The organism is Ramlibacter alkalitolerans (genome assembly GCF_016722765.1).
Taxonomy (GTDB): Bacteria; Pseudomonadota; Gammaproteobacteria; order Burkholderiales; family Burkholderiaceae_C; genus Ramlibacter; species Ramlibacter alkalitolerans.
Genome location: NZ_JAEQND010000007.1, coordinates 42886 through 69757 on the forward strand (window position 1 = coordinate 42886; position 26872 = coordinate 69757).

The 26872-nt window shown below is 69.3% G+C and carries 28 protein-coding genes; 9 read left to right on the plus strand and 19 right to left on the minus strand.

Annotated features, from left to right (window positions below; genetic code table 11):
- Positions 1–62: 62 nt before the first annotated feature.
- The 9 genes from JI746_RS13225 to JI746_RS13265 all read left to right on the plus strand — a co-directional run bounded on the left by JI746_RS13225 (position 63) and on the right by JI746_RS13265 (position 10177).
- Entirely contained in the window at positions 63–1457 is a 1395-nt protein-coding gene (locus JI746_RS13225; RefSeq protein ID WP_201690072.1) for an oligosaccharide flippase family protein, read from the plus strand.
- Entirely contained in the window at positions 1442–2533 is a 1092-nt protein-coding gene (locus tag JI746_RS13230) for a class I SAM-dependent methyltransferase (RefSeq protein ID WP_201690073.1), read from the plus strand. The genes JI746_RS13225 and JI746_RS13230 overlap by 16 nt, the downstream gene beginning before the upstream one ends.
- Before the next feature lie 8 nt (positions 2534–2541).
- The gene (locus JI746_RS13235; RefSeq protein ID WP_201690074.1) at positions 2542–3429 is read left to right on the plus strand and encodes a glycosyltransferase family 2 protein; all 888 of its coding nucleotides are present in this window, start codon (positions 2542–2544) and stop codon (positions 3427–3429) included.
- Between the two features lie 16 nt (positions 3430–3445).
- Positions 3446–4675, plus strand: coding sequence for a glycosyl transferase (locus tag JI746_RS13240; RefSeq protein WP_201690075.1), 1230 nt, complete (start codon positions 3446–3448; stop codon positions 4673–4675).
- Positions 4672–5811, plus strand: a complete 1140-nt coding sequence (locus JI746_RS13245) for a glycosyltransferase (protein WP_201690076.1) — start codon at positions 4672–4674, stop codon at positions 5809–5811. The genes JI746_RS13240 and JI746_RS13245 overlap by 4 nt, the downstream gene beginning before the upstream one ends.
- 8 nt (positions 5812–5819) lie before the next feature.
- Positions 5820–6755, plus strand: coding sequence for an NAD-dependent epimerase/dehydratase family protein (locus JI746_RS13250; protein ID WP_201690077.1), 936 nt, complete (start codon positions 5820–5822; stop codon positions 6753–6755).
- The gene (locus JI746_RS13255) at positions 6752–7315 is read left to right on the plus strand and encodes a sugar transferase (RefSeq protein ID WP_201690078.1); all 564 of its coding nucleotides are present in this window, start codon (positions 6752–6754) and stop codon (positions 7313–7315) included. The genes JI746_RS13250 and JI746_RS13255 overlap by 4 nt, the downstream gene beginning before the upstream one ends.
- 73 nt (positions 7316–7388) lie before the next feature.
- Entirely contained in the window at positions 7389–8915 is a 1527-nt protein-coding gene (gene lysS / locus JI746_RS13260; protein ID WP_201690080.1) for a lysine--tRNA ligase, read from the plus strand.
- The gene (locus JI746_RS13265) at positions 8915–10177 is read left to right on the plus strand and encodes an Hsp70 family protein (protein WP_201690082.1); all 1263 of its coding nucleotides are present in this window, start codon (positions 8915–8917) and stop codon (positions 10175–10177) included. The genes lysS and JI746_RS13265 overlap by 1 nt, the downstream gene beginning before the upstream one ends.
- Before the next feature lie 19 nt (positions 10178–10196).
- On the opposite strand, the gene nagZ is transcribed toward JI746_RS13265, so the two are convergent.
- The 19 genes from nagZ to fabD all read right to left on the minus strand — a co-directional run bounded on the left by nagZ (position 10197) and on the right by fabD (position 26870).
- A complete protein-coding gene (gene nagZ, locus JI746_RS13270) occupies positions 10197–11285 on the minus strand; it encodes a beta-N-acetylhexosaminidase (RefSeq protein ID WP_201690084.1) in 1089 nt (362 codons plus the stop codon).
- A complete protein-coding gene (acpS, locus tag JI746_RS13275; protein WP_201690086.1) occupies positions 11278–11685 on the minus strand; it encodes a holo-ACP synthase in 408 nt (135 codons plus the stop codon). The genes nagZ and acpS overlap by 8 nt, the downstream gene beginning before the upstream one ends.
- The gene (locus JI746_RS13280) at positions 11682–12446 is read right to left on the minus strand and encodes a pyridoxine 5'-phosphate synthase (protein WP_201690088.1); all 765 of its coding nucleotides are present in this window, start codon (positions 12444–12446) and stop codon (positions 11682–11684) included. The genes acpS and JI746_RS13280 overlap by 4 nt, the downstream gene beginning before the upstream one ends.
- Positions 12443–13186, minus strand: coding sequence for a DNA repair protein RecO (recO, locus tag JI746_RS13285; RefSeq protein WP_201690090.1), 744 nt, complete (start codon positions 13184–13186; stop codon positions 12443–12445). Before recO ends, JI746_RS13280 begins: the two co-directional genes overlap by 4 nt.
- Entirely contained in the window at positions 13186–13677 is a 492-nt protein-coding gene (locus tag JI746_RS13290) for a Crp/Fnr family transcriptional regulator (protein WP_201690092.1), read from the minus strand. Before JI746_RS13290 ends, recO begins: the two co-directional genes overlap by 1 nt.
- Before the next feature lie 29 nt (positions 13678–13706).
- Positions 13707–14678 carry a GTPase Era gene (gene era, locus JI746_RS13295; RefSeq protein WP_201690094.1) on the minus strand — a complete coding sequence of 324 codons (972 nt, stop codon included), beginning with the start codon at positions 14676–14678 and terminating at the stop codon, positions 13707–13709.
- The gene (gene rnc / locus JI746_RS13300; protein WP_201690096.1) at positions 14675–15355 is read right to left on the minus strand and encodes a ribonuclease III; all 681 of its coding nucleotides are present in this window, start codon (positions 15353–15355) and stop codon (positions 14675–14677) included. The genes era and rnc overlap by 4 nt, the downstream gene beginning before the upstream one ends.
- 10 nt (positions 15356–15365) lie before the next feature.
- Positions 15366–15722 carry a DUF4845 domain-containing protein gene (locus JI746_RS13305; RefSeq protein WP_236599820.1) on the minus strand — a complete coding sequence of 119 codons (357 nt, stop codon included), beginning with the start codon at positions 15720–15722 and terminating at the stop codon, positions 15366–15368.
- Between the two features lie 25 nt (positions 15723–15747).
- On the minus strand, positions 15748–16716 hold the full coding sequence (lepB, locus tag JI746_RS13310) for a signal peptidase I (protein WP_201690439.1): 969 nt from the start codon (positions 16714–16716) through the stop codon (positions 15748–15750).
- A gap of 7 nt (positions 16717–16723) precedes the next feature.
- Positions 16724–18532, minus strand: a complete 1809-nt coding sequence (gene lepA / locus JI746_RS13315; RefSeq protein WP_201690099.1) for a translation elongation factor 4 — start codon at positions 18530–18532, stop codon at positions 16724–16726.
- Positions 18533–19149: 617 nt separating this feature from the next.
- Complete coding sequence (locus tag JI746_RS13320; RefSeq protein WP_201690100.1) at positions 19150–20685, minus strand: DegQ family serine endoprotease; 1536 nt, start codon at positions 20683–20685, stop codon at positions 19150–19152.
- 146 nt (positions 20686–20831) lie between these two features.
- Positions 20832–21860 (minus strand): MucB/RseB C-terminal domain-containing protein, encoded by a 1029-nt coding sequence (locus JI746_RS13325; protein WP_201690101.1) that lies wholly within the window; start codon positions 21858–21860, stop codon positions 20832–20834.
- Between the two features lie 10 nt (positions 21861–21870).
- Positions 21871–22452: a sigma-E factor negative regulatory protein gene (locus tag JI746_RS13330; RefSeq protein WP_201690102.1), complete on the minus strand. Its 582-nt coding sequence runs from the start codon at positions 22450–22452 to the stop codon at positions 21871–21873.
- An 18-nt stretch (positions 22453–22470) separates the two neighbouring features.
- The gene (gene rpoE, locus JI746_RS13335; RefSeq protein ID WP_201690103.1) at positions 22471–23109 is read right to left on the minus strand and encodes an RNA polymerase sigma factor RpoE; all 639 of its coding nucleotides are present in this window, start codon (positions 23107–23109) and stop codon (positions 22471–22473) included.
- Positions 23106–23549, minus strand: coding sequence for a hypothetical protein (locus JI746_RS13340; protein ID WP_236599821.1), 444 nt, complete (start codon positions 23547–23549; stop codon positions 23106–23108). Before JI746_RS13340 ends, rpoE begins: the two co-directional genes overlap by 4 nt.
- A gap of 33 nt (positions 23550–23582) precedes the next feature.
- Complete coding sequence (fabF, locus tag JI746_RS13345) at positions 23583–24824, minus strand: beta-ketoacyl-ACP synthase II (RefSeq protein ID WP_201690105.1); 1242 nt, start codon at positions 24822–24824, stop codon at positions 23583–23585.
- 8 nt (positions 24825–24832) lie between these two features.
- Positions 24833–25072, minus strand: a complete 240-nt coding sequence (acpP, locus tag JI746_RS13350) for an acyl carrier protein (RefSeq protein ID WP_201690107.1) — start codon at positions 25070–25072, stop codon at positions 24833–24835.
- 98 nt (positions 25073–25170) lie between these two features.
- On the minus strand, positions 25171–25923 hold the full coding sequence (gene fabG / locus JI746_RS13355; protein WP_201690109.1) for a 3-oxoacyl-ACP reductase FabG: 753 nt from the start codon (positions 25921–25923) through the stop codon (positions 25171–25173).
- Complete coding sequence (fabD, locus tag JI746_RS13360; RefSeq protein WP_201690111.1) at positions 25920–26870, minus strand: ACP S-malonyltransferase; 951 nt, start codon at positions 26868–26870, stop codon at positions 25920–25922. The genes fabG and fabD overlap by 4 nt, the downstream gene beginning before the upstream one ends.
- Positions 26871–26872 lie beyond the last annotated feature (2 nt).

Genomic DNA, 26872 nt, shown 5'->3' on the forward strand with positions numbered 1-26872 from the left:
ATCGGGCCTCCCGACTGGCGTGGCACGCCGGTGCCGACGCTGCCCCGCTTCCCTTCCACTGCATGACCCTCCAGAAGCAGCTCGCATCCGCTCCGGCGCTGCCCAGGCGGCACACCCTCAACGTCGCCCTCAACGTGGGCGGCATCGCGGTTCCGGTGCTGGTGGGCGTGCTGGCCATTCCTGCGCTCGTGCGGCACCTGGGCCAGGAGGGTTTCGCCACCCTCGCCCTCGGCTGGACGGTGGTCGGCTACTTCAGCGTGCTGGACCTGGGCATCGGCCGGGCCCTGACCATGCACATCGCCCGCAAGGCGCAGGACCACGACCCGCAGGCCACCGCCGCCCTGGCGCACACCGGGCGCCGGCTGATGCTGGGGCTGGGGCTGCTGTGGACGGTGCTGCTGCTGGCGCTCTATCCCGTGGTCGCCGCACGCTGGCCCGTCCTGTCCACGCAGACGGCGGCACCGGGCATCGCGTGGACCCTGCTGGTGCTGTGCATCCCCTTCACGCTGTGGTTCAACAGCAGCGCGGGCATCCTGGAAGCGCACAGCCGCTTCGTCAACGTGAACATCGTGCGCATCCCGTTGGGGATCGCGACCTATGCCGGGCCGCTGCTCGCATCGCTGCTCACGCCCGACATCGCCTGGATCTTCTGCAGCCTGCTGCTGGCGCGCATGGCCGCGGCCACCGTCCTCGCCTGGGAGACGCGCGACCGCTTCGCGCCCCGTGCCGCCCCCCTGCCCGCCGCCGATGTGCGCGGCCTCCTGAAGTTCGGCGGCTGGATGACGGTGAGCCAGGTGGTCGGACCGCTGTTCGTGTACCTGGATCGCTTCGCCATCGCGGCGGTGATCTCCGCCGCCGCCGTGACGCACTACACCGTGCCTTTCGACGTCCTCACGCGCCTGCCGCTGTTCCCCATCGCGATCATGTCGGTCCTGTTCCCGCTGTTCGTGCAGGCGCAGGGCATGGGCGACGACCGTCCGGCCACGCAGGCGTATGCGACCGCCCGCAAGACGCTGCAGTTGCTGCTGCTGGCGTGGCTGCCTGCCATGGCGCTGGGCGCATGGCTCGGGCCGCTGGTGCTGCGCCTGTGGGTCGGCCCCGAGCTGGCCAGCGCCAGTGCACCGGTGTGGCAGTGGCTGATCGTGGGCGTGGCCGTGAACGGCCTGGCGCACCTGCCGCTCACGCTGCTCCAGAGCAAGGGCCGCACCGACGTCATCGCCTGGCTGCACCTGCTGCAGCTCGCACCCTACCTGCTCGCTCTGTGGTGGGCGCTCGAGCGCTTCGGCATCGCCGGTGCAGCCTTCGTGTGGACCTTGCGCGTCACGGTGGATGCGCTGCTGCTGCACGCCTGCGCGTGGAAAGCGGCGCCGGCCTGGCAGCACCTGCTGCGCACCTCCCTGGCAGCGAGCCTCGCGCTCGCCGGCGTGCTGGGCCTGCTCGCGTGGAGCCGCAGCTGAAGAACGTGATGCGCGAGCGCTGGCCCGCCAGGGAACTGGAATCTCCCGGCCGTTGCCCGGTCTGCGGGACGGAGCGCCGCACCCTTGTCCACCCGGGCCTGGAGGACGGACTGTTCCACTGCTCGGAGGACCGCTGGGACGTGCATGCCTGCACCGCCTGCGGCACGCACTACCTCGACCCGCGGCCCACCGAGGAAAGCATCGGCCGCGCCTACGCGAGCTACCTGACCCATGCGGCGCCGGACGATCCGCGCGGGCGGAGTCCGGCCGCTTCGGCACGCGGCCGTGCCGCGCGCGTGCTGCGCGCGCTCGCCAACGGCTACCGGAACGCGCGCTTCGGCACCCGCCTGGAGCCGCAGCTTCCGGTGGGCCGGTATGTCGTGCCGTGCATTCCCCTGCTGCGCGATGCGCTCGTGCAGCAATTGCGCAGCCTTCCGCTTCTTCCGGCTGGCGCGCAAGCCCGGCTCCTCGACGTGGGATGCGGCAGCGGCGACTTCCTGCAGCTGGCCCGGTCGGCGGGATGGTCGGTGCACGGGATCGACTTCGACGGCGTCGCGGTCGCGAATGCGCGCGAGCGCGGACTCGAGGTCCGCCAGGGTGGCCTCGAACTGCTGCAGGCCACCGAAGCCGAGTCCTTCGCGTGGGTCACCCTGAGCCACGTGCTGGAACACGTGCACGATCCCGTCTCCTGGCTGCAGGCCCTGCATCGGCTGGTGCGCCCGGGCGGGACGCTGTGGCTGCAGACGCCCAACATCGCCAGCCTCGGCCATGCCCGCTACGGCGCGCACTGGCGCGGGCTGGAGCCGCCGCGGCACCTCACCTTGTGGACGCTGCCCACCCTGCGAAAGGCCCTGGAACAAGCGGGATTCCGCAGCGTGCAGGCGCTGCGCACGCCGGTGCTGACCGCGATGGAGGTGTACGCCAGCAGCGAGGCGCTGCGACGCGGGATCGACTACGCGGGCTTCATGGCCTTGCCACGCAAGCAGCAGCGCCCGCTGGGCGCGCTGTGGCCGGCGCTGCGCCAGCATCGCTCGCTGGCCCGCGCCGAATTCCTCACCGTGCTGGCAAGGCGGTAGCGCGAAGCATGAACGCCCCCAAGATCTTTTGCGTCGTCGTCGCCTACCGGCCCCGGCCGGAGGTGCTGCGCGCCGCCCTGGACAGCATGGTCGCCCAGGCCACGCAGGTGATCGTCGTCGACAACACCGAGGGCAGCGGGCGCCCTCCGGATGTGGCGCCTGCCCGCTACCTGCCGCTCGGGCAGAACGTCGGCATCGCGGCGGCCCAGAACCGCGGCATCGCGCTGGCCCTGGCAGAGGGCGCCGACTATGTCTGGCTGAGCGACCAGGACACGGTGTACCCGCCCGACTTCGTGCCCCGCATGCTGGCGACGGCGGCCAGCTGCGTCGAGCAGGGCATCCGCTTCGCGGCGCTGGCGCCGGCCTTCTACGACACGCTCGCCGGCAAGGTGCGCCCCTTCATCCGCCATGCTCCGTTCATCCAGGCTTTCGCGCCCGCACCGGGCCTGAACGTGGTGGCCGATGCGATCGCCTCCGGCACCCTCATCCCGGCGGCGGCCTTGCGCACCGTGGGCCTGATGCAGGAGGACCTGTTCATCGACTGGGTCGACACCGAGTGGTGCTGGCGGGCCCGCAAGGTGCACGGGCTGGAAGTGATCGCCGTCGGCGACGTGGTGATCCGGCATGCGCTGGGCGACGGGCTGGTCGCCTTCGCGGGCCGCAGGATCACGATCCGCAGCCCGCTGCGCCACTACTACATCGTGCGCAACGCGCTTTACCTGGCGCTGCATTCGAACGCGGCGACACTGCCGGTGCGGCTGCAGATCGGCTGGCGCGCGCTGCTCTGGACGGCGGCCTATCCCGTGATCGCACCGGAGCACAAGTGGGACCACCTGGCCGCCTGCTGCCGGGGCTTGCTGGACGGCCTGACGCGGCGCATGGGGCAGCGCGCATGACTCTGGAGGATAGGGAATGCTGAAACCCTTGCGGGACGGACTGCGCAGGCATGCGGCGTTCACCATCTGCGCGCGCAACTACTTCGCGCAGGCGCTGCTGCTGCACCGCTCGTTCACGGCGCAGCACCCGGACGCGGACTTCCACGTGGTGCTGGTGGACCGCCGCGACGACGCGTTCGCCGCCCGCTACCCTGGCGTGAGCATCACCTGGGTGGAAGACATCGGCCTGCCGGATTTCGCCGCGCACGCACTGCGCTTCGACGTCATCGAGCTGAGCACCAACGTGAAGCCGCACTGCCTGCTCCTGCTGCTCGAAGCGTACGAAACGGCGATCTACGTCGACCCGGACATGGTCGCCTACGACCACCTGTCCCCGGTGTACGAGGCGCTCGTCGACGGCACGATCGTCGTGACGCCGGCCTCGACCACGCCGATCCTCGACGGCCACCGCCCCGACGACATCGAGTTCCTGCGCGTGGGGAACTTCAATCTCGGCTTCATCGCGGTCAAGCGCTGCGACGAGGCTCGCCGCTTCCTGCGCTGGTGGTCGGACCGGTGCCTGAGCGACGGTTTCCACGAAACCCAGAGCGGCGTCTTCGTGGACCAGAAGTGGGTGAACCTCGCGCCCTGCTATTTCGACGGCTGCCGCATCCTGAAGGATCCCGGCATCAACATGGCGCAGTGGAACCTGCACGAACGCACGCTGTCGGTGGTGGACGGGCGCTACCTTGTGAATGGCACGGCGCCCCTGCGCCTCTTCCACTTCAGCAGCTTCGACCCGCACCGGCCGCAGTCGATCGCCAAGCGCCAGGCCCGCTTCCCGGAAGGCAGCCGGGCCGACCTCGCGCCCCTGCTGGAAGACTACGCGCGCGAGCTGCTCGCCGCCGGCTTCGAGGCGCTCTCGCGCATCGAATACGGTTTCGACTATTTCCCGAGCGGCGAATACGTCTCGCCGACGCTGCGGCGCATCTATGCCAATCCGGCGTATGGCTTCCCGCTCGCCGAGGACCCGTTCCAGCCGGACTCGGCCCTGGTGCGCTTCGCCCGCAGCAAGCGCCTGATGGGGCCGCGCGTGCGCAAGGCCCCGCGCGCGACCGGCGCCGACCTGTCGCGCCACGGCCTGCAGATCCGCATCCTCTCGTACGGATTCAGGTTCGCCCTGTGGGTGCTCGGCCCCAACCGCTACTTCCTGCTGATGCGCTACCTGGCGCACGCCTCCTCGATCCGCAACCAGCCGCCGCTGTGACCGGGATCCGACCGCTGCACATCGCGAAGTTCGTGCCGCCGCCCTATGCCGGCGTGGAGGCGCACGCCGACACCCTTCTGCGCGCCCTGCTGCCCGAAGTGCAAGGCACGCTGGTGGCGGGCGAGTCGCCGGCCGGGCGTTCCCACGTGGAGCCGGCGCCGTATCGCATGATCCAGGCCCGCGCCTTCGGCCGCCTGGCGTCCGTGACGCTCAGCCCCGGCGTGTTGCAGCACGCGCGGGCGGAACTGCGCAGCGGCCGCTGCAACCTGCTGCACGTGCACGCGCCCAACCCCTGGGGCGACCTCGCGGCGTTGGCGTGCGGCCGCGACGTGCCGGTCGTCATGACGTGGCACAGCGACATCGTGCGCCAGCGGCTGCTGCTCAAGGCTTATCGCCCCATCCAGCGGCGCGCCGTGCTGCGCGCCGACCGCATCGTGGTCTTCACGCCGAACCACTACGCGAGCTCGGAGCAACTGCACCAGGTCGACGTGGCCGCCAAGGTGGTCCAGGTACCGATCGGGATCGACTTCGACCGGCTCGATCCGGCCGGCGCCGACGCGCAGTTGCGGGAGCGCCTGCAGGCCTTTTCCCGCGGCCGGCCGCTGGCGCTGACCGTCGGCCGGCACGTCTACTACAAGGGCTACGGCTACCTGCTCTCCGCCATGGCGCGGGTGCGCAGCGAAGCCGTGCTGGTGATGATCGGTGCCGGCGCGCTGACGCAGGAGCTGGTGCGCCAGGTCGACGAACTGGGCCTGCGCGAGCGCGTGCTGTTCCTGGGTGAAGTCGGCAACGCGCAACTCACCGCCGCGATGCACGCCTGCGACTTCTTCTGCCTGCCCTCGATCGAGCCCTCGGAGGCCTTCGGCATCGCCAGCGCGGAGGCCATGTCGTGCGGCAAGCCCACCATCGTCTGCGAGCTGGGCAACGGGGTGAACTACCTCAATCGGGCCGGCGTCACGAGCCTCACGGTGCCCCCGCGCGACGTGGCCGCCCTGGCCGATGCGATCGACACGCTCGCCAGCGACGCCGGCCTGCGCGCGCGCATGGGCGCGGCGGCGGTGCGCTGGGCCCACGACGAATTCAGCGTCGCAGCGATGAAGCGCGGGATGACGGCGCTGTACCGGTCGCTGCTGTGAGCGCGCCCATGGCCCTTCAACGCCACGACGCGGTGGTCGTCACCGGCGCCAGCGGCTTCATCGGTCGCGCCCTGGTGCGGCACCTCCATGCAGCGGGGCGGCCGGTGGTCGCGGTCTCGCGCCATGCGTGGACGCCGCCCGCCGGCGTGCGCGCCGTGGCGGTCGCCGGCTACGACGACGTCGCGACGCTCGCGGCGGCCGTGCCGGCCGGCAGCGTGGTCGTGCATCTCGCCTCGATCGCGCACCGCGGGGGGGAGGCGGCGGAGTTCACGGCCAGCACCCGTGCGGCGCAGGACATGCTCGCCGCGGCCGCGGCGGCTGGGGCACGCCGCTTCGTCTTCGTGAGCTCCATCGGGGTCAACGGCAACGTGACGCACGGCAAGCCCTTCACCGAAGCGGACCCGCCGGAGCCGGCGGAGCCCTACGCCCGCAGCAAGCTGCGCGCCGAGGAGATCGTGCGCGCGGGCCCGCTGGAACACGTGATCCTGCGGCCGCCGCTGGTGGCCGGGCCGGACGCACCCGGCAACTTCGGCCGCCTGCTGCGGGCCGTGCGCAGCGGGCTGCCGCTGCCTTTCGCCTCGATCCGCAACGCGCGCACCTTCATCGCCATCGACAACCTGGTCGACCTGCTGGCGCTGTGCCTGGACCATCCGGCGGCCGCCAACCAACTGCTGCTGGCGGGCGATGCCGAGGACCTCTCGACGCCGGAGCTGGTGCGGTGCATCGCCGAAGGCCTGGGGCGTCCGGCGCGCCTGTTCCCGCTTCCGTCCGGCTTGTTACGGGCGCTCGCCGCCGGCGCAGGCAAGGCGCGGCTGGCGGAAAGCCTGTGCGGCTCGCTGCAGGTGGACGCCGGCAAGGCGAAGCGCCTGCTCGGATGGCAGCCCCGCCTGACCGCGGCCGAAGGCGTGCGGCGCGCCGCTGCAGAATCGCAGCCTGGACCATGAGCAAGCGCCTGATCGACCTCCTCGTCTCCGCCTGCGGCCTGCTGGTGCTGGCGGTGCCCATCGCGCTCGTCGCGCTGGCGGTCAAGCTCACTTCGCGGGGGCCGGTCCTGTACTGGTCGGACCGCGTCGGCCGCCACAACCGCCTCTTCCGCATGCCCAAGTTCCGCAGCATGCGCATCGACACGCCGGTGCTGCCCACGCACCTGCTGACCTCGCCCGAGCGCTGGCTGAGCCCGATCGGCAGCTTCCTGCGGCGCACCAGCCTGGACGAACTGCCGCAGCTCTGGAGCGTGCTCCAGGGCGACATGAGCCTGGTGGGCCCGCGGCCCGCCCTGTTCAACCAGGACGACCTGATCGAGCTGCGCACGCGCCGCGGCGTGCACGTGCTGCGCCCGGGCATCACCGGCTGGGCCCAGGTGAACGGACGCGACGAGCTGCCGATCCCGGTGAAGGTGGACTTCGATGCCTGGTACCTGGAGCACCAGTCGCTGGCCCTGGACGCCCGCATCCTGCTGCTCACCGTGCTGAAAGTCGTGGGCCAGCACGGCGTCGCCCACTGAGCGGGAGGGGCGGCCAGCCCGGCGAACTAAAATCGAGGGTTTCCCCTCCAGCAGCGCTTCGCGCGCCCGCCGCATGTCCGACGACCGCACCCCCTTGCCCACCGACGAAAACCAGCTGATCGCCGAACGCCGCGAAAAACTCAAGGCCCTGCGCGAGGCGCAGCGGCAGGGTGGCGGGCCCGCCTTCCCGAACGACTTCAAGCCCGGCGACCAGAGCGCGGCGCTGCATTCCGCGCACGGCGCCAAGGCGGCCGAACAGCTCGAAGCCGAGGGCGCCACGGCGCAGGTGGCCGGCCGCATGATGCTCAAGCGGGTGATGGGCAAGGCGAGCTTCGCCACCCTGCAGGACGGCAGCGGCCGCATCCAGGTCTACGTGACGCGCGACGCGGTAGGCGAGGAGACGTACAACGAATTCAAGCGCTGGGACCTCGGCGACATCGTCGGTGCGCAAGGCAGGATCTTCAAGACGCGCACCGGCGAACTCTCGCTGCACGCGACCTCGATCCGCCTGCTGACGAAGAGCCTGCGGCCCATGCCGGACAAGTTCCACGGCGTGGCCGACCAGGAAGTGAAATACCGCCAGCGCTACGTGGACCTGATGATGGACGAAGAGGCGCGCAAGCGCTTCGTCGCGCGCAGCAAGGCGATGTCGTCGATCCGCGATTTCATGGTGCAGGCCGGCTTCCTGGAAGTCGAGACGCCGATGCTGCATCCGATCCCCGGCGGCGCCAACGCCAAGCCCTTCATCACGCACCACAACGCGCTGGACCAGGAGATGTACCTGCGCATCGCGCCGGAGCTGTTCCTCAAGCGCCTGCTGGTGGGCGGCTTCGAGCGCGTGTTCGAGATCAACCGCAACTTCCGCAACGAAGGCATCTCGGTGCGGCACAACCCCGAGTTCACGATGATGGAGTTCTACGCGGCGTACTGGAACTACCGCGACCTGATGGACTTCACCGAGGCGCTGCTGCGCGATGCCGCGATGAAGGCCGTGGGCACGCAGCAGCTCACGTACAGCGGCAAGGAAGTGGATCTGTCCCGGCCGTTCGAGCGCCTGACCATCCCGGAAGCGATCGTGAAGCACACCGAGGCGGGCGACAACGTCGGCAACCGCGACTGGCTGATCCAGCAGCTGCGCAAGCTGGGCATGACCGAGGAGAAGGAGCGCCTGTCGGCCCGCTCGCTGGCTTCGCTGCAGGTCCTGTTCTTCGAGGAGAAGGTGGAGGAGAAGCTGTGGCAGCCGACCTTCATCATGGAGCACCCGACCGAGATCTCGCCGCTGGCCCGCGCGAACGACGAGCGCCCCGAAGTGACGGAGCGCTTTGAGCTGTACATCACCGGGCGGGAGATGGCCAACGGCTTCTCCGAGCTCAATGACGCCGAGGACCAGGCCGCGCGCTTCCAGGCGCAGGTGAGCGCCAAGGACGCGGGCGACGACGAGGCGATGTTCTACGACCACGACTTCGTGCGCGCCCTGGAATACGGCATGCCGCCGGCCGGCGGCTGCGGCATCGGCATCGACCGGCTCATGATGCTGCTGACCGACAGCCCCAGCATCCGCGACGTGATCCTGTTCCCGGCGCTGCGGCGCGAGGGCTGATGCCGCGGACGCCGCGCGGCGAGCCTGCCATCGGGATCGACTTCGGCACCTCGAACTCCGCGGTGTCGTTCATCGGGCCCGACGGCCTGGCGCGGCTCGTGCCGCTGGAAGGCGACGCCACCGCCATGCCGACCGCGGTGTTCTTCAACGCGGAGGACCACGCCACCTACTTCGGCCGCGAAGCGGTCGGCATGTACCTCGCAGGCGTCGAGGGGCGGCTGATGCGCTCGCTCAAGAGCCTGCTGGGAAGCAGCCTGCTCGATGAGGAAACCGCCGTGGGCAGCGGCACCCTGAGCTTTCGCGCGATCATCACCCGCTTCCTGCGCGAGCTGCGCGCCCGCGCCGGCCGGCACCTCGGGCACGAACCGCGCCGCGTGGTGCTCGGGCGCCCGGTGCACTTCGTCGACGACGATGCGGCCCGCGACAAGCGCGCGCAGGAGGCCCTGGCGCAGGCGGCGGCCGAAGCCGGCTTCGCGCACGTTTCCTTCGAGCTGGAGCCGATCGCCGCGGCGCTGGACTACGAGCGCCGCATGGAGCGCGACGGCTCGGTCCTGATCGTGGACATCGGCGGCGGCACTTCGGACTTCACCGTGGCGCGGCTCGGGCCGGGGCGGCTGGCCCGCGCCGACCGGCGCAAGGACATCCTGGCGACCACCGGCGTGCACATCGGCGGCACCGACTACGACCAGAAGCTGAACCTGCGGCGGGTGATGCCGCTGCTCGGCTTCGGCCATGTGGGGCCGAGCGGCCGCGAGGTGCCGAGTCCGACCTTCATCGACCTCGCGAGCTGGCACCTGATCCACCGCATGTACGCGCCCAAGGTGGTGCGGCACGTGCGGGAGTTGCGCGTGAACTACGAGGACACGCGCCTGCACGATCGGCTGATGACGGTGCTGGAGCACCACCTCGGGCACCTGCTGGCCAGCGAAGTGGAGCAGGCGAAGATCCGCAGTTCGGTCTCGGGCGAGGAGGCGACGATCGACTTGTCCGCAGTGGAAGCCGGGCTGTCGGCCGCGTTCGGGCCGGCGGACATGGCGCAGGATCTGGTGGGGCTGCTGGAACAGGTCGTCGACTGCGCGCAGGAGTGCGTCGAGCGTGCCGGCCTTTCTGCAGCGCAGCTCGATGCGATCTACCTGACCGGCGGCTCGTCGGCCCTGCGGCCTTTCCAGGCACTGCTGCAGGAGCGCCTTGCGGGCACCCCGCTGCTCGAGGGCGACCTTTTCGGCGGGGTCGCATCCGGCCTCGCGTACGCTTCGCGCTGAGCCGGGGTCCCTGCTCCCGTCACGGCAGCAGTTGCAGCGCGCGCATGTACCGCGCCTCGGTCATCAACGAGTCCCACGACACCGACGGCCCGCACGGCAGCAGGGCAAGCCGGCGCTGCTCGCTCACCTCGTTGGCGCGCCAGTCCCCGCGCGATTGCGCCTGCGACAGGCCGTCCAGCATCTCGTCGATCGAAGCCCCGCCCTCGCTGTTCACCGACTCGTTGCACAGGAGCACCATGTCGCAGCCGGCGCTCAGGGCGGCGACCGCGGCCTCGGTGAACGAGACGTCCCGGCCCTCGATCTTGCGCGCGCCAGCCATGCTCAGGTCGTCGCTGAAGATGGCGCCCTGGAATTGCAGCCGCTCGCGCAGGATCTCGTTGAGCCAGCGGGGCGAGAAGCCGGCCGGCAGCGAATCGACCTTCGGGTAGATCACGTGCGCGGGCATCACGCTGGTGAGCGTCGCGTCCAGCCACTCGTAGGGCAGCGCGTCCTCCTCCAGGATGGCCTTCAGGCTGCGCCCATCGACGGGAACTTCCAGGTGCGAATCGGCCTGGACGAAGCCGTGTCCCGGGAAGTGCTTGCCGCAGTTGGCCACGCCGGCCTGCAGCAGGCCCTGCATCAGGCTGCGCGCCAGCAGCGTGGCCACGCGCGGGTCGCGGTGGAAGGAACGGTCACCGATCACCGAGCTTTCGCCGTAGTCGAGGTCCAGCACCGGCGTGAAGCTGAAGTCGACGCCGCAGGCGCGCAGTTCGGCGCCCAGCACGTAGCCGGCAGCCGTTGCGGCGACCATGGCACGCATCGCGCCGGAGCCCTCGCGGCCCTTCGCGTCCTTGAACCACAGCTCGCCGAAGCGGCGCATCGGCGGCAGGTGCGTGAAGCCGTCGCTGCGAAAGCGCTGCACGCGGCCGCCCTCGTGGTCCACCGAGATCAGCAGGTCCTCGCGCACGCCCTTGATCTCGGCGCACAGGTCCGTGAGCTGCTCGCGGCTTTCCCAGTTGCGGCCGAACAGGATCACGCCGCCCACCAGCGGATGCGCCAGGCGGCGGCGGTCGTCGTCGCTCAGGGTGAGTCCTGCGACGTCCAGGATCACCGGGGCATGTTCACTCATGGTTCTGCTCTTTCTGTTCGATGATCACGAAGCTCGCTGCGTAGTCGGTCTCGTCGGTGACGCTCACCTGCGCCTGCAGGCCGCGCGCCTCGCACCAGGCCTTGAGCGTGCCGTGCAGCACGATCACCGGCTTGCCGCTGGCCAGCTTGCCGACCTCGCAGGCGCGCCAAGTCATGGGCATGCGCATGCCCAGCCCCACGGCCTTGCTGAAGGCTTCCTTGGCTGAAAAGCGCGTGGCAAGGTAGCGCACGCCGCGCTCGGGCCAGCGCGCGCTGCGCGTCTTCCAGGTGGCGAATTCGCCATCGGTGAGGATCTTGCGGGCGAAGCGCTCGCCGTGCCGGTCGAGCGAGGCGCGGATGCGGCGCACGTCGCAGATGTCGGTACCGATGCCGTAGATCACTGCTCGTGCATCCGGCTGCCGCGCGACAGCGCTGCGAGGTAGGCGCGCACGGTGGCCGCATAGCCCATCTCCAGGGCGTCGGCGATCAGGGCGTGGCCGATGGAGACTTCCAGCAGGGCCGGCACCGACTGCACGAAGTCGGGCAGGTTGTCGCGATTGAGGTCGTGGCCGGCGTTGACGCCCAGGCCCACGGCGTGCGCGGCCTGCGCGGCATCGGCGAAGCGCCGCAGTTGCTCGCCGTGCTGCGGCCCGCCCCAGGCGGCCGCATAGGGCTCCGTGTACAGCTCGACCCGGTCCGCGCCCACGGCCCTGGCCAGCGGGATGCTGCGCGCGTCCGCATCCATGAACAGGCTCACGCGCACGCCGAGCGACTTCGCCTCGGCGATCAGCGGCCTGACGCGCTCGCCGTCCTTCGCCAGGTCCCAGCCGTGGTCGCTGGTGAACTGGCCCTCGGCGTCGGGCACGAAGGTGCACTGGTGCGGCCGCACCTCGCGCACGAACTCCATCAGGTTGTGGAACGGGTTGCCCTCGATGTTGAATTCGGCCTCGGGCCAGGCCTTCAGCAGCGCCGCGAGCTCGCGCACGTCCTCGGGGCGGATGTGGCGCGCGTCCGGCCGCGGATGCACCGTGATGCCGTGCGCGCCGGCCTGCAGGCACAGGGTGGCGGCCCGCGTGACGCTGGGAATGCCCAGGTGGCGCGTGTTGCGCACCAAGGCGACCTTGTTGAGGTTGACCGACAGAGCGGTCCGATCGGAAGTCATAGGGCCTGCAGGTCCATCATCAGTTGCCGGGTGCGCAGCGTGGCAACGCCGCAATGGTAGTGCAGCATGGCCCGCAGCTGCGGCTTCAGCTCGCCGAGTGTGGCGGCGGCCCGCAAGGTGGCGTCGAAGGGCGCGGGGTCGTCCAGCGCGCGCTGCAGCGCATCCCACTGCGCGCCGGCCAGGCTGGCCCGCGCATCCTCCTCGCCGGCTTCCACCAGGCCGCCTTCGGCATGCAGGCTGTAGCGCTGGTCCGCCTCCAGGGGGGCCAGCGTCGCCGTCTGCAGGTCCAGGGAGGGCAGGAGGCCGATCTCGCGCAGCAGCAGCAGCTCGAAGGCGCGCAGCGCCGGCTGCAGCAGCTGCGGGTGCTCGCCCGCCAGCACGCGCACGGCGTCGCCGTAGACGTCGAACAGCGGCGGATGCGGATCGTCGCGGGCCAGCAGCCGCAGCAGCAGTTCGTTGAGGTAGTAGCCGGACAGCAGGGCATCGCCCGTGGGCATCACCTGGCCGCCTTGCCACTCGGCCGATTTGAGCGTGCGGATCTCGCCATCGCCGCCGAAGGCGACGTGCAGCGGCTGCAGGGGCAGCAGGACGGGGCGGAAATTGGAGCTGGGCTTCTTGGCGCCCTTGGCGACCACGGCGATGCGGCCGTGCTCGCGCGTCAGCAGCTCCAGGATCAGGCTCGATTCGCTCCAGTCGTAGCGGTGGAGCACATAGGCCGGCTCGTTGGCGTAGCGCTTCATCAGGTGGACCGGACCACGTACGCGGCCAGCACGCCGGGAACGCCCATCTTCGCCTGGAACAGCTGCTCGTCCGCGTCGCGCAGCCTGCGACTGACCTCGCGGCCCATGTTCATCTGGATCAGCGCGAACTGCTCGAGATCCTTCTCGTACAGCTTCAGGAGACTGGCGCTAGACAGCTCGATCGCGCGGCACGTTCCGACCGCCACCACCGAGGCGCTGCGGCGGCACATGTCCATGAGCGACATCTCCCCGAAGCAGTCCCCGCGACCGAGATTCATCAGCACGTACGAATGGCCGTCCCAGCCCTTGACGACCGCAGCCTGCCCGTCCAGCACGACGAACATCGAGTGCGCCTCGTCGTCCTCGTGGAAGAAGTACTCGCCGGGCGCGGCCGAAACCTCCCGGGAGAGCCCCAGCAGGAAGTCCAGGATCTCCTCCCGGATGCCACCGAAGAGGGGCGTGGTCTGCAGCAGTTCGACCAGCGTGTTCATGCGCCCGCCAGGGTGAGCAGCAACGGCCGTCACTCGTAGCCGAAGCTGCGCACCCGCGCCTCGTCGTCCGCCCACCCCGAGCGCACCTTCACGAAGATCTGCAGGAACACCTTGGCATCGAACAGGGTCTCGAGTTCCTGGCGCGCCTCGGTGCCGATGCGCTTGAGCTTCTCGCCGCCTTCGCCGATCACCATCGCCTTGTGGCTGTCCCGTTCGACGACGACGGTGGCCGCGATGCGCACCATGCGCTTGAACTTGGGGCTGGGCTCTTCCTCGAACTTCTCCACCACCACGGTGGACGTGTAGGGCAGCTCCTCGCCGGTGAGGCGGAACAGCTTCTCGCGGATCATCTCCCCGGCCATGAAGCGCTCGCTCTTGTCGGTGAGCTCGTCTTCGCCGTAGAACCAGGGCTGCTCCGGCAGGTACTTGCCGCACACCTGCAGCAGCCGCTCGACGTCCTTGGAATTCTTCGCCGACACGGGCATGAACTCGGAGAAGGGATGGCGCGCCTGCATGTCGCGCAGCCACGGCGCCAGTTCGCCGCGGCGATGCACCAGGTCGAGCTTGTTGGCCACCAGGATGGCCGGGATGTCCGGCTTGAGCAGCCCCAGCACCTTGGCATCGCCCAGCGTGAAGTTGCCCGCCTCGACGACGAACAGCACGACGTCGACGTCACCGATCACGCCCGTCACCGCGCGATTGAGCGAGCGGTTCAGCGCGGAGCTGTGCCGCGTCTGGAAGCCGGGCGTGTCGACGAACACGAACTGCGTGCCGCCCTCGGAGCGCACGCCGGTGATGCGGTGGCGCGTGGTCTGCGCCTTGCGCGAGGTGATGCTGATCTTCTGGCCGACCAGCGCATTGAGCAGCGTCGACTTGCCGACGTTGGGCTTGCCGACGATGGCGACCAGGCCGCAGCGCTGCCCCGCGGCTGCGGGGGCGGCTTCGGCTGGAACGGGTCCTTCCCCTTCTGCGGGAAGGTCGGGATCGGGGCCGTGGGTCATTTCCGGGATTTCAGCACGATCAGCATGGCCTGGGCAGCGGCCTGCTCGCCGGCACGCCGGGAGGCGCCAATGCCGCGCTCCACAAGGCCGAGCTCGGAGACTTCGCATTCCACCTCGAAGGTCTGCCTGTGGGCCGCGCCCAGCGTGCCCACCACGCGGTACACCGGCAGCTTCATCTTGCGGCCCTGGAGCACTTCCTGCAGTTCCGTCTTCGGGTCCTTGGCGGCAGCGGACATGCCGGGATTGATCTCCACCTCGGCGAACAGGCGGTGCACCAGCGCCTCGGCGGCGGAATAGCCGGCATCCAGGTGCACGGCGCCGATCAGCGCCTCCAGCGTGTCGGCCAGGATCGAGGGCCTCTTGTGGCCGCCGGACCGCGCCTCGCCCTCGCCCAGTCGCACCAGCCCCGGCAACCCGAGGCCGACAGCCAGCCGATGCAGCGTGTCCTGCTTGACCAGGTTGGCGCGCACGCGCGAGAGGTCGCCTTCCGGCAGATCCTGCAGGCGCTGGTACAGCAGTGCCGCGACGGCCAGGTTCAGGACCGAGTCGCCCAGGAATTCGAGCCGCTCGTTGTGCTCGGCCGAAAAGCTGCGATGGGTGAGCGCCCGCGCCAGCAACCGCGGATCCTGGAAGCGGTGCTGCAGCCGCTGCTGCAGGCCCGCGAGGGGGTCGGACACGGTGTTCGCGCTAGCGGCCGGGATTCGAGCTCCCCACGTACTTGAGGGTCAGCCACGCGGGTCCGAACAGGTGGTATTCCTTCTCGTAGGCGAAGGAGACGACCACCCGTTCGCCCTCCTTCGTGACCTCGAGGTCCTTGCCCGTGATGGAAGTGATGTTGTCGATGTCGGCCGAGCGGTCGAAGGCGGCACGCACGGCGGCCACCGTGCCTTCGTCCTTGGCGCGGTTGATCGCCTTGAGCGCCGCCTGGTATTCGAGGATCGACGGGAAGGCGCGCATCCCCACCGCTCCGACGGCGCCGATCACCGCGAGAAAGAAGATCAGCGTGATCAACGAGATACCGCGCTGCCGCGACTTGCCTGCCATGGAACCCCTCCGACTCATGCCTCTTTTATTCGAATGACCCGACCCGCGACAGGTTGGCGAAGTTCATCCAGATCAGGAACGCCTTGCCGACGATGTTCTTGTCCGGCACGAAACCCCAGTAGCGCGAGTCGAGCGAATTATCCCGATTGTCACCCATCATGAAATAGTGCCCCTGCGGCACCCGGCAGACGACGCCTTCCACGCTGTAGCGGCAGTTCTCCTTGAACGGGAAGTCGTCGACGCCGGCGACGAACGCGGGGCGCTCGTCGTCGTTCAGGAGGCGGTGGTTCTTCTCGCCCAGGCGCTCCTCGAACTGCTTGAAGTAGCGCATCGCGTCGGGGTCGAAGTAGTCCTGCACCTTGCTCGTGGTCACCGGCTGGCCGTTGATGGTGAGCTTCTTGTTCAGGTAGGCGACCTCGTCGCCCGGCACGCCCACCACGCGCTTGATGTAGTCCAGCGAGGGCTTGGGCGGATAGCGGAACACCATCACGTCGCCGCGCTTGGGCGGCGTGCCGTCGGTGAGCTTGGTGTTCACCACCGGCAGGCGCAGGCCGTAGGTGAACTTGTTGACCAGGATGAGGTCGCCGACCAGCAGCGTGGGGATCATCGAGCCGGAGGGGATCTTGAAGGGCTCGAACAGGAAGGACCGCAGCACGAACACGGCCAGGATCACCGGGAACAGGCCGGCCGTCCAGTCCAGCCACCAGGGCTGCGCCAGGATCCTGTGCCGGGCCTCGGCGACGTCGGCCTCGGGGGGCGGGGCCACGCCCTGCCCGGCCAGGCGCGCGTTGCGCTCGCCGGCGTGCGACTCCAGTTCGGCGGCGGCTCGCCGGCGCCGCGGCAGGTACCACAGGCGCTCCGCGACCCAGTAGATCCCGGTGACGAGCGTCGCCAGGAACAGCAGGAGCGCGAAGTTGCCCTCGACCATCTCGAAATACCACGCGCCGGCATAGCCGACGAAGGCCGCGAGGATCGCGGCCGTGAGGAAGGGCATCATCGTTTTATTCTTCGACCTGGAGAATGGCGAGGAACGCTTCCTGGGGCACCTCCACGGAGCCGATCTGCTTCATGCGTTTCTTGCCAGCCTTCTGTTTTTCGAGCAGCTTGCGCTTGCGGGTGATATCGCCGCCGTAGCATTTTGCCAGCACGTTCTTGCGCAGCGCCTTGACGGTTTCACGGGCGATCACGTTGGCGCCGATCGCCGCCTGGATGGCCACGTCGAACATCTGGCGGCTGATGATCTCACGCATCTTGGCAACCACCGCGCGGCCGCGGTATTGCGACTGGCTGCGGTGCACGATGATCGACAGCGCGTCGACCTTGTCGCCGTTCAGCAGGATGTCGACCTTCACCACGTCGGAGGGGCGGTACTCCTTGAACTCGTAGTCCATGGAGGCGTAGCCCCGGCTGACGGATTTCAGCTTGTCGAAGAAGTCCAGCACGATCTCGCCGAGCGGCAGCTCGTAGGTGAGCATCACCTGGCGGCCGTGGTAGGCCATGTTGATCTGCACGCCGCGCTTCTGGTTGGCCAGCGTCATCACCGGGCCCACGTACTCCTGCGGCATGTACAGGTGCACGGTCACGATCGGCTCGCGGATCTCCTGGATCCTGCCCTGCTCCGGCATCTTGGCCGGGTTCTCGACCATGATCACCTCGCCGTCGTTCTTGACCACCTGGTAGACGACGCTGGGGGCCGTGGTGATCAGGTCCTGGTCGAACTCGCGTTCGAGGCGCTCCTGCACGATGTCCATGTGCAGCAGGCCCAGGAAGCCGCAGCGGAAGCCGAAGCCGAGGGCCTGGCTGACTTCCGGCTCGTAGTGCAGCGAGGAGTCGTTCAGCTTGAGCTTCTCCAGGCTGTCGCGCAGCGAGTCGTACTGGTTCGCCTCCACCGGGTACAGGCCCGCGAACACCTGCGGCTGGATCTCCTTGAAGCCGGGCAGCGGCTCGGACGCCGGCGCCACGTTGCTGTTGCCCGCACGCGTGCGCGTGACGGTGTCGCCCACCTTGGCCGCCTGCAGCTCCTTGATGCCGGCGATCAGGTAGCCCACCTCGCCGGCCTCCAGCACGTCGCGCGAGACGTTGGCGGGCGTGAACACGCCGAGCTGGTCGGCGTCGTACTGGGCTTCGGTCGCCATCATCTTGATGCGGTCGCCCTTGGCCAGGCGGCCGTCCACCACCCGCACCAGCATCACGACGCCGACGTAGCTGTCGAACCAGCTGTCGATGATCATCGCGCGCGTCGGGCCGTCGGGATTGCCGCGCGGCGCGGGAATGCGTTCGACGATCGCCTCGAGGATGTCCTCGATGCCCATGCCGGTCTTCGCGGAGCACGGGATCGCGCGGCTCGCGTCGATGCCGATCACGTCCTCGACTTCTTCCTTGGCGCGCTCGGGGTCCGCCTGCGGCAGGTCCATCTTGTTCAGGACCGGCACGACCTCGACGCCGAGATCGAGCGCGGTGTAGCAGTTGGCGACCGTCTGCGCTTCGACGCCCTGGCTCGCGTCAACCACCAGCAGCGCGCCTTCGCACGCGGAGAGCGAGCGAGACACTTCGTACGAGAAGTCGACGTGGCCCGGTGTGTCGATCAGATTGAGCGTGTAGACCTGTCCGTCGCGCGCCTTGTACGTGAGCGCAGCGGTCTGCGCCTTGATGGTTATCCCACGCTCTTTTTCGAGATCCATCGAGTCGAGCACTTGCTCTTCCATCTCGCGATCGGAGAGGCCGCCGCAACGCTGGATGATGCGGTCAGCGAGCGTCGATTTGCCGTGATCGATGTGCGCGATGATCGAGAAGTTTCTGATGTGGTTCATCAACGGGAACGTACAAGTGATTGATTCGCAAGGGCGCGCACAAGAAAAAAGGGCGCGTCATGAAGGTGACGCGCCCTGAACCAACAATCTATGGCAACTGCGATGGTTGGAGCTTCATTGTAGGCAAAACGGGCCGGGCGTACAGCCGCCAGGCCATGCGGACTCGGCCGTTGCAGGCCTGCAACTGGAATGTTGTTCACAGGTTTTCAACAAATCGCGAGTGGGTTCGCGAGGACAACATGTGGGCTAGGTGTGGATCGGCGGTGGACGCCTGCCGGACATCCCGCATCGTGGTTCAGCGCGGTCCCGATATGACCGGTTCGGCGCTGCTGGCGCCAATTCTACTGAATCCGGTTCTTAGAGATTCGCGCAAGTTAGCGAGCGCAAACTGATTTCGAGGCCTGACGGCTGGGCGGCGGCGCAAGCGCCCCTGTCTTTTTTGGGCCACCCGACGGCGGGAAAAGCCCTATGCCTGAGCGGGGGCTTGGGGTTTCGGGGAGCCCGGCATCGCTGGTGTCCGCTCGCGGAGCCCAGCCTGCGCGGCCCCAAAGCACGTGCCCCTCGCGGCTCCGCGCGTAGGCCGGGATGCGCGCCAGCGCACCCCAGCACTCCAGGCGTCAGCCGCGCGCCGGCCGGATCACCAGGTAGCTCGCCAACTCCCCGCGCCGCAGCAGCAGCGGGATCGGCTTGTTCTTGTCCAACTTCGCGACGGCGGACTCGAAGTCCTTCACGCTGTTGATCTCGGTGTTGCCGATGGCGGTGATGATGTCGCCCTCGCGCACGCCGGCCCGCGCCGCGGCGCCTTCGGCGACGGATTCGACGCGCACGCCGCCCTTGACCTTGGACTCCTTCTTCTGCGCCGCGGTGAGCTCGGTGACGATGATGCCGATCTGCTGCTGCGCGGGCGAAACCTGCGGCTTCATCTCCGGCTTGGCCGGCTTGTCGCCCGCCTTCGCCGTGGCTTCCTGCTCGAACTCGGCGACGGTGATCTGCAGGTCGCGCGAGCCGCCGCGGCGGAACACCGTCAGGTTCGCCTTGCTGCCCGGCTTGGTGTTGCCCACCATGCGCGGCAGGTCGGAGGCGCGCTCGATCGCCGAGCCGTTGAACTTGGTGATGATGTCGCCGGCCTCGATGCCCGCCTTGTCCGCCGGCGAGCCACTTTCCACGCTGCGCACCAGCGCGCCCTGCGGGCGGCCGAGGCCGATCGATTCGGCGACGTCGCGAGTGACCTGGTCGATCTGCACGCCGATGCGGCCGCGCTGCACGCGCCCCGAGACGCGCAGCTGCTCGGCGACGCGGCTGGCCTCGTCGATCGGGATCGCGAACGAGATGCCCATGAAGCCGCCCGAGCGCGAATAGATCTGGCTGTTGATGCCGATCACCTCGCCGCGCATGTTGATCAGCGGGCCGCCGGAGTTGCCGGGGTTGATCGCCACGTCGGTCTGGATGAAGGGCAGGTAGTCGCCGGTGTCGCGGCCCTTGGCGCTGACGATGCCGGCCGTGACGGTGTTCTCCAGGCCGAAGGGCGAGCCGATCGCCATCACCCATTCGCCGACCTTGAGCTTGCTCACGTCGCCCACGCGCACGGCCGGCAGGCCGGTGGCGTCGATCTTCACCACGGCGACGTCGGTGCGCTTGTCGGAGCCGATGATCTTGGCCTTGAACTCGCGCTTGTCCGGCAGCGTGACGACCACTTCGTCGGCGCCTTCCACCACGTGGGCATTCGTCATCACGAAGCCGTCCTGCGTGAGGATGAAGCCGGAGCCGACGCCGCGCGGCTGCTCCTCCTCGCCGCCGCCACCGCCACCGCCGCCACCGCCTCGCGGCGGGTTGGGCCGCTGGCCGCGCGGCACGTTGGGCATGGGCACGCCGAAGAAGCGCCGGAAGAACTCCTGCATCTCCTCGTCCATCTCGCCGTTGCCGTTGCCGCCCTGGCGGGCGCCGGGCCGCGCGCGCTCCAGCGTGCGGATGTTCACCACCGCGGGACCGACCTGGTCCACCAGTTCGGTGAAATCAGGCAGGCCGGTGCGGGGCTGCGGTGCCGACTGCGCCAGCGCGGGCAGCGACGGCGTGAATGCGGCCACGCCGGCGAAGGCCAGGGCCGTCGCCAGGCCGCAGCCACGCAGGTTGTTCTTCCAATCCGTGCGGAACATAGGGACCTCTCCAGAAGCGCCAGACAAGACTAATAGCTGAGAATACGCCCGCGCGAAAAGTTTCCGCGTCAGCCAAAGACGTATCTGCTCTTTACGCTCGGGTTACACCGCCGGACGGCGCACCGCGGCTGGCCACAGATGGGGACTTATCTGCGGCGCTCAAGGCTGGCCGCGAAGGCGCGCAGGGTGGCGGGCGGCACTTCGCCGACCGCCGTGACCCACCAGTCCTGCACCCGGCGCGTGAGCGTGTGCGTCGCGCCGCTGGCGAACACGCCTTCGCGCAGGTGGCGCTCGCGGTCGAAGTCCTCGACGAAGAGCGAGACGGAGGCGAGGCCGTCCGAGAAGATCCACTGCAGCACGCCTTCGGCGCGGCGCTTGTAGCAGTTCACCGGCTTGAAGCCGGCCACCGGCTGCCGCAGGCCCCAGCCTTCGGCGGCGGGCGTGGTCTTGACCGCGTCGGCCTTTTCCACCCGCCAGCCTTCGGGCACCGCCATCATGTGCGAGAGCCTGTCCATGCGCACCGGCGCGTCGAGCTGCAGTTCGGAGAAGGCCGCCTGTTCCAGCACGTGGCCCTGTTCGTCCAGCGTCTGCAGCTTGACCATCAACCCGCTTTTCTTCTCGCTCCAGACCCGGTAGCCGAAGCGCAGGCCGTCCCGCGGCAGCACCTGCACGATGTCGGCGTCGAAGCCGGCGACGCGGTCGGCACCGACCCGGCGGGCGGTGTAGAAATCGGCGATCGCGTTGTCTTCGGGCTTGAGCAGCTCGGGAAAGAGGCCGATCGCCTCGCGCCGTTCGCTGCGCACCGTGCGGGACTCCGGCAGGAAGGTCAGGACTTCGTCGTCGCGCCGGAAGGTGGAACGCTTCTCGCCGGAGAGCGCGTCGATGCGCTCCACCTGGCGCTGCCCGTCGCAGGCGTGCCAGATGCGGGCGCTGGCCATGCTGCCGTTGCTGGAAGACACGACGAACGTGCCCACGTAGTTGCGCTGCAGCGAGGCCTCCTGCATGCGCGAGAGCCATTCCGTGACGGTGCGCTCGTGGCGTTCCGACGGCCGCGGATCGGGCAGCGCCGGGGCGGCGAGCGCCTGCGTGACGAGCAGGGTGAGGGCGCCGGAAGCCAGCGCCAGGGCGCCACGCGCCAGGCGCCGGCGGGCAAGGGCGGGAGCGTGGCGGGTCATCCTCAGGCGGTCACCGGCCCGGAGCCTCGAAGGTGGCGTTGCGCAGGAAGCCCGAGGGCGTCTGCAGCACCGTCGTGCCGGCGAGCTGGCGGTGCGCCTGCAGCAGCTGGTCGAGGCGCGGGTCGCGGATGAGGGTGGCGTTCACCACGTCGCCGGCCGCCGGCGCCACCGGCGCCGGTGCCACGGCGAGCTGGGGCTGTGCAGCGGGCGCGGCGCTGCCGCTCCACACGTTCCAGCCGACGGCCGCCACGGCGGCCATGGAGGCGACGCCGGCGGTGAGCTTCCACAGCCAGTCGTTGGCAGCCGGCCGCTGCTCCTGCCGCTGCACCTGCGCTGCCGCCCGCGCAGGGGCGGCCTGCGGCGCTTCCTGCTTGAGCCGCTCGCGCAGGCGCGCCAGGAAGGCCTCGGGCGGAGTGCCGCGGGCGGTGCTCCCGGAGCGCAGGACCTCGCCCGCGACGTGATAGGCACACCAGGTGGTTCGCGCGCGGGCATCGGCGCTTGCCGCCTGCACGCCACGGGCGAACGCCTCACCCTGCAGCTGCCCGTCGGCGAGTGCCGAAATCAGTTCCTGGTTGTCCATCCTGTTGTCCATTGCTTCATGTCCGCGCCGTCACCACCGCTTGCCCGACTGGTTCTCCAGCATGGGCTTGACCTTCGCCGAAATCGCCTCGCGGGCCCGGAAGATCCGGGATCGCACCGTGCCGATCGGGCAGTTCATCACTTCCGCGATCTCCTCGTAGCTCAGGCCCTCGATCTCGCGCAGCGTCACGGCCTGTCGCAGTTCGTCGGGCAAGGCCTCCATGGCCGAGTTGACCGTGGCGGCGATTTCCTTGGCCGCGAGGACCGTTTCCGGCGTCTCGGCGCTGGTTAGTTCGTTCTCGACGCCGGAAGTTTCTTCCTCATCATCGCCACCTTTGAGGGCGCTCTCGGAAACCACCGGATCGCGCTTGAGGTCGACCAGGGCTTTTTTCGCGGTATTGACTGCGATCCGGTACAGCCAGGTGTAGAACTGCGCCTCGCCGCGGAACTGCGAGAGGGCGCGGTAGGCGCGGATGAAGGTTTCCTGCGCGATGTCCTCGATCAGGTCGGTATCGCGCACCATGCGGCCGATCAGGCGTTCGATGCGGCGCTGGTACTTGATCACCAGCAGCTCGTACGCCTTCTGGTCGCCGGCCACCGTGCGCTCCACCAGCATCAGGTCGGTGTCGCCGGACGACGGTGCGGGAGCAGCGGGAGGCGTCTTGGTCATTGTTCGGCCGGCGGCGGTTCACCGGCTGGGGGCACAGGCGCGCTGGCGCGCGAATATACCGCACGGCGCAGCGCCTCCCAGTGCGCCGGATCGCGCGCGCTTTCCAGCCATAGCCAGCGCACGCGGCCCGTTTCCGGCTGCCAACGCAGCAACATCCGATTCTGCAGGTCGAAAGCGATTTCGGGGTGGCCGGCGCCCGCCAGGCCGCCCTCCTCCCAGCTCCAGCCGGCCCCGTTCCAGCACAGCACGCCGGCCGGCGAGCGCCACCACGCCGCCAGCGCCAGCAGGCCGCCGCCGAGCGCAGCGGCCAGGCCGAGGGCCTGGCGCCAGCCGAAGGCGTCGGATTGCAGGCTCCAGCCGACGGCCACGCCCAGCCCGGCGAGCGCCGCCAGGGCATGCAGGCCCGCGGCGAACGCGCTGCGCCCCACCGGATAGCTCACCGATGGGGCCGCGTGCATATCGGGCCGAAAGCGCTAGATGCGCCTGAAGACGAGCGATCCGTTGGTGCCGCCGAAGCCGAAGTTGTTCTTCAGCGCCACGTCGATCTTCATGTCCCGCGCCTCGTTGGCGCAGTAGTCCAGGTCGCATTCCGGGTCCTGGTTGAAGATGTTGATGGTGGGCGGACTCTTCTGGTCGTGGATCGCCAGCACCGTGAACACCGACTCGATCCCGCCGGCGCCCCCCAGCAGGTGGCCCGTCATGGACTTCGTCGAGTTGACCACGACCTTCTTCGCGTGCTCACCCAGCGTGTTCTTGATCGCGTTGGTCTCGTTCACGTCGCCCAGCGGCGTGGAAGTGCCGTGGGCGTTGAGGTACTGCACCTGGTCGGGGTTGATGCCGGCGTTCTTCAGGGCGGCGGTCATCGAGCGGCGCGGGCCGTCGACGTTGGGGGCCGTCATGTGGTACGCGTCGGCGCTCATGCCGAAACCGGCCACTTCCGCGTAGATCCTGGCGCCGCGCTTCTTCGCGTGCTCGTACTCTTCCAGCACCAGCACGCCGCCGCCTTCGCCCAGCACGAAGCCGTCGCGGTCCTTGTCCCAGGGGCGGGACGCGGTCTTGGGGTCGTCGTTACGGGTGGAAAGCGCCCGGGCCGCGGCGAATCCGCCGATGCCCAGCGGCGAGACCGTCGATTCGGCGCCGCCGGCGACCATCACGTCGGCGTCCCCCGCCTCGATGAGGCGCGCGGACAGGCCGATGGCATGCAGGCCGGTCGTGCAGGCGGTGACCACGGCGATGTTGGCGCCCTGGAAGCCGTAGCGGATCGACACGTGGCCCGAGATCATGTTGATGATCGAGGCCGGCACGAAAAACGGCGAGATGCGGCGCGGGCCGCGGTTCATGTATTCGCCGTGCGTCTCCTCGATCATCGGCAGCCCGCCGATGCCGGAGCCGATGTTCACGCCGATGCGGGTGGCAAGCTCGGGATCGAGCTGGTCACCGGTGGGCAGGCCGGCATCCTGCACCGCCTGCGCGGCAGCCGCCATCCCGAGGTGGATGAAGCGGTCCATGTGGCGCGCTTCCTTCTCGGGCATGTAGTCCGCCACGTTGAAGTTCTTCACTTCCCCCGCGAACCTCACCGAAAGGGCGCTGGCATCGAAGGACGTGACCAGGTCGATGCCGCTCCTGCCCGCGAGCAGGTTGGCCCAGGATTCGGCGACCGTATTTCCCACCGGGCTCACGCAGCCCAGTCCCGTCACGACGACGCGGCGACGCATCTCGGGTCTCAGGCCTTCTGGTGCTGGTTGGCGTAATCGATGGCGTTCTGCACCGTCGTGATCTTCTCGGCGTCTTCGTCCGGGATCTCGATGCCGAACTCGTCCTCGAGGGCCATCACGAGTTCCACCGTGTCCAGAGAGTCCGCGCCGAGGTCGGCCACGAAGGCCTTTTCATTGGTGACCTGGGACTCTTCCACGCCGAGTTGTTCGGCGATGATTTTCTTGACACGTGCTTCGATATCGCTCATGGGTTCCCTCTAAGGGTTTGGTTTGAATCCGCGATTTTAAGCCGGGCGGAGTTTCCGGCTGGGGTGGCGCGGCCTGCCGCGACGCGCAAAAGCGCCGCTCAGGCCATGAACATGCCGCCGTTGACGTGGATCTCCTGGCCGCTCACGTAGCCGGCCTGGGGCGAGGCGAGCCAGGCCACCGCATGCGCGATGTCCGCCGGCTTGCCGAGGTGGCCCAGCGGGATCTGGCCCAGCAGCGCCTTCTGTTGTTCTTCCGGCAGAGCCGCGGTCATGTCGGTCTCGATGAAGCCGGGCGCCACGCAATTCACCGTGATGCCGCGGCTGCCGAGTTCGCGCGCCAGCGCCCGGGTCATGCCCGCGACGCCGGCCTTCGCTGCGGCGTAATTCGCCTGGCCGGGGTTGCCGGAGGCGCCGACCACGCTGGTGATGCTGACGATTCGGCCATAGCGCTGCTTCATCATCGTGCGCATCACGGCCCGGCTCATGCGGAACACGGCCTTCAGGTTCGTGTCCAGCACGGCATCCCAGTCGTCGTCCTTCATGCGCATGGCGAGCGTGTCGCGGGTGATGCCGGCGTTGTTCACCAGCACGTGGACGCCGCCGTGCTCCTTGGCGATGGCGTCGATCAGCGCTTCGGCGGCGGCGGCGTCGTTGACGTCCAGCTTCGCGCCCTTGCAGCCGGCGTGCTGCGCCAGCGCCGTCGTGATCTTCGCCGCGCCGTCGTCGGTGGTGGCGGTGCCGACCACCTTCATGCCGCGCACCGCGAGCTCCTGGGCGATGGCCTGGCCGATGCCGCGCGAGGCACCCGTCACCAGGGCGACCTGGCCCTGCATGCTCTTGTCGTTGCTCATTGCAGGAGGGCCCTGGCTTCGTTGAGGGAGGCGGGGTCGTACACCGCCGCGGCGGGGATCGACGCGTCGATGCGCTTCACCAGGCCGGCCAGCACCTTGCCGGGGCCGCATTCGAGGATGGCGGCGACGCCGCGCCCCTGGATCGCCCGGATGCACTCGACCCAGCGCACCGGGCCGAAGGCCTGCTCGTACAGCGCGGCACGGATGCGGTCGGGTTCGGTCTCGGCCTGCACTTCGATGTTGTTGATCACCGGGATGCGCGGCGGCTGGAAATCGACCTGCGCCATGCGCTCGCGCAGCTTGTCGGCCGCCGGCTTCATCAGGCTGGAATGGAAGGGGGCGGAGACCGACAGCGGCAGCGCGCGCTTGGCACCCATGGCCTTGAGCACCTCGCAGGCCTTGTCGACGGCGGCCTTGCTGCCGGCGATCACCGTCTGCGCCGGATCGTTGAAGTTCGCAGCTTCCACCGCTTCGGCGGTGTTGGTCCCGAAGCTGCGCACGGCTTCGGCGCAGCCTTCGATCACCTTCTGCGCGTCCAGGCCGAGGATGGCCGCCATGCCGCCGGTGCCCACCGGCACCGCCTCCTGCATCGCCTGGGCGCGAAAGCGCACCAGGGGAGCCGCATCCGCCAGCGTGAGCGTGCCGGCCGCGACCAGGGCCGCGTATTCGCCGAGCGAGTGGCCGGCGACGACCGCCGGTTGCGGGCCGCCTTCGGCCAGCCAGGCCCGGTAGGCCGCGATGCCCGCCACCAGCATCGCCGGCTGGGTGTTCGCCGTCAGCCCCAGCGCTTCCTTCGGACCTTCGTGGATCAGGCGCGCGAGGTCTTCGCCGAGCGCATCGGAGGCTTCCTTCAGGGTCTGCGTCACCGCGGGATGGTCGCCCCAGGCGTCGAGCATGCCGACGGCCTGCGAGCCCTGGCCGGGAAAGACGAAAGCGAACGGTTTCATGG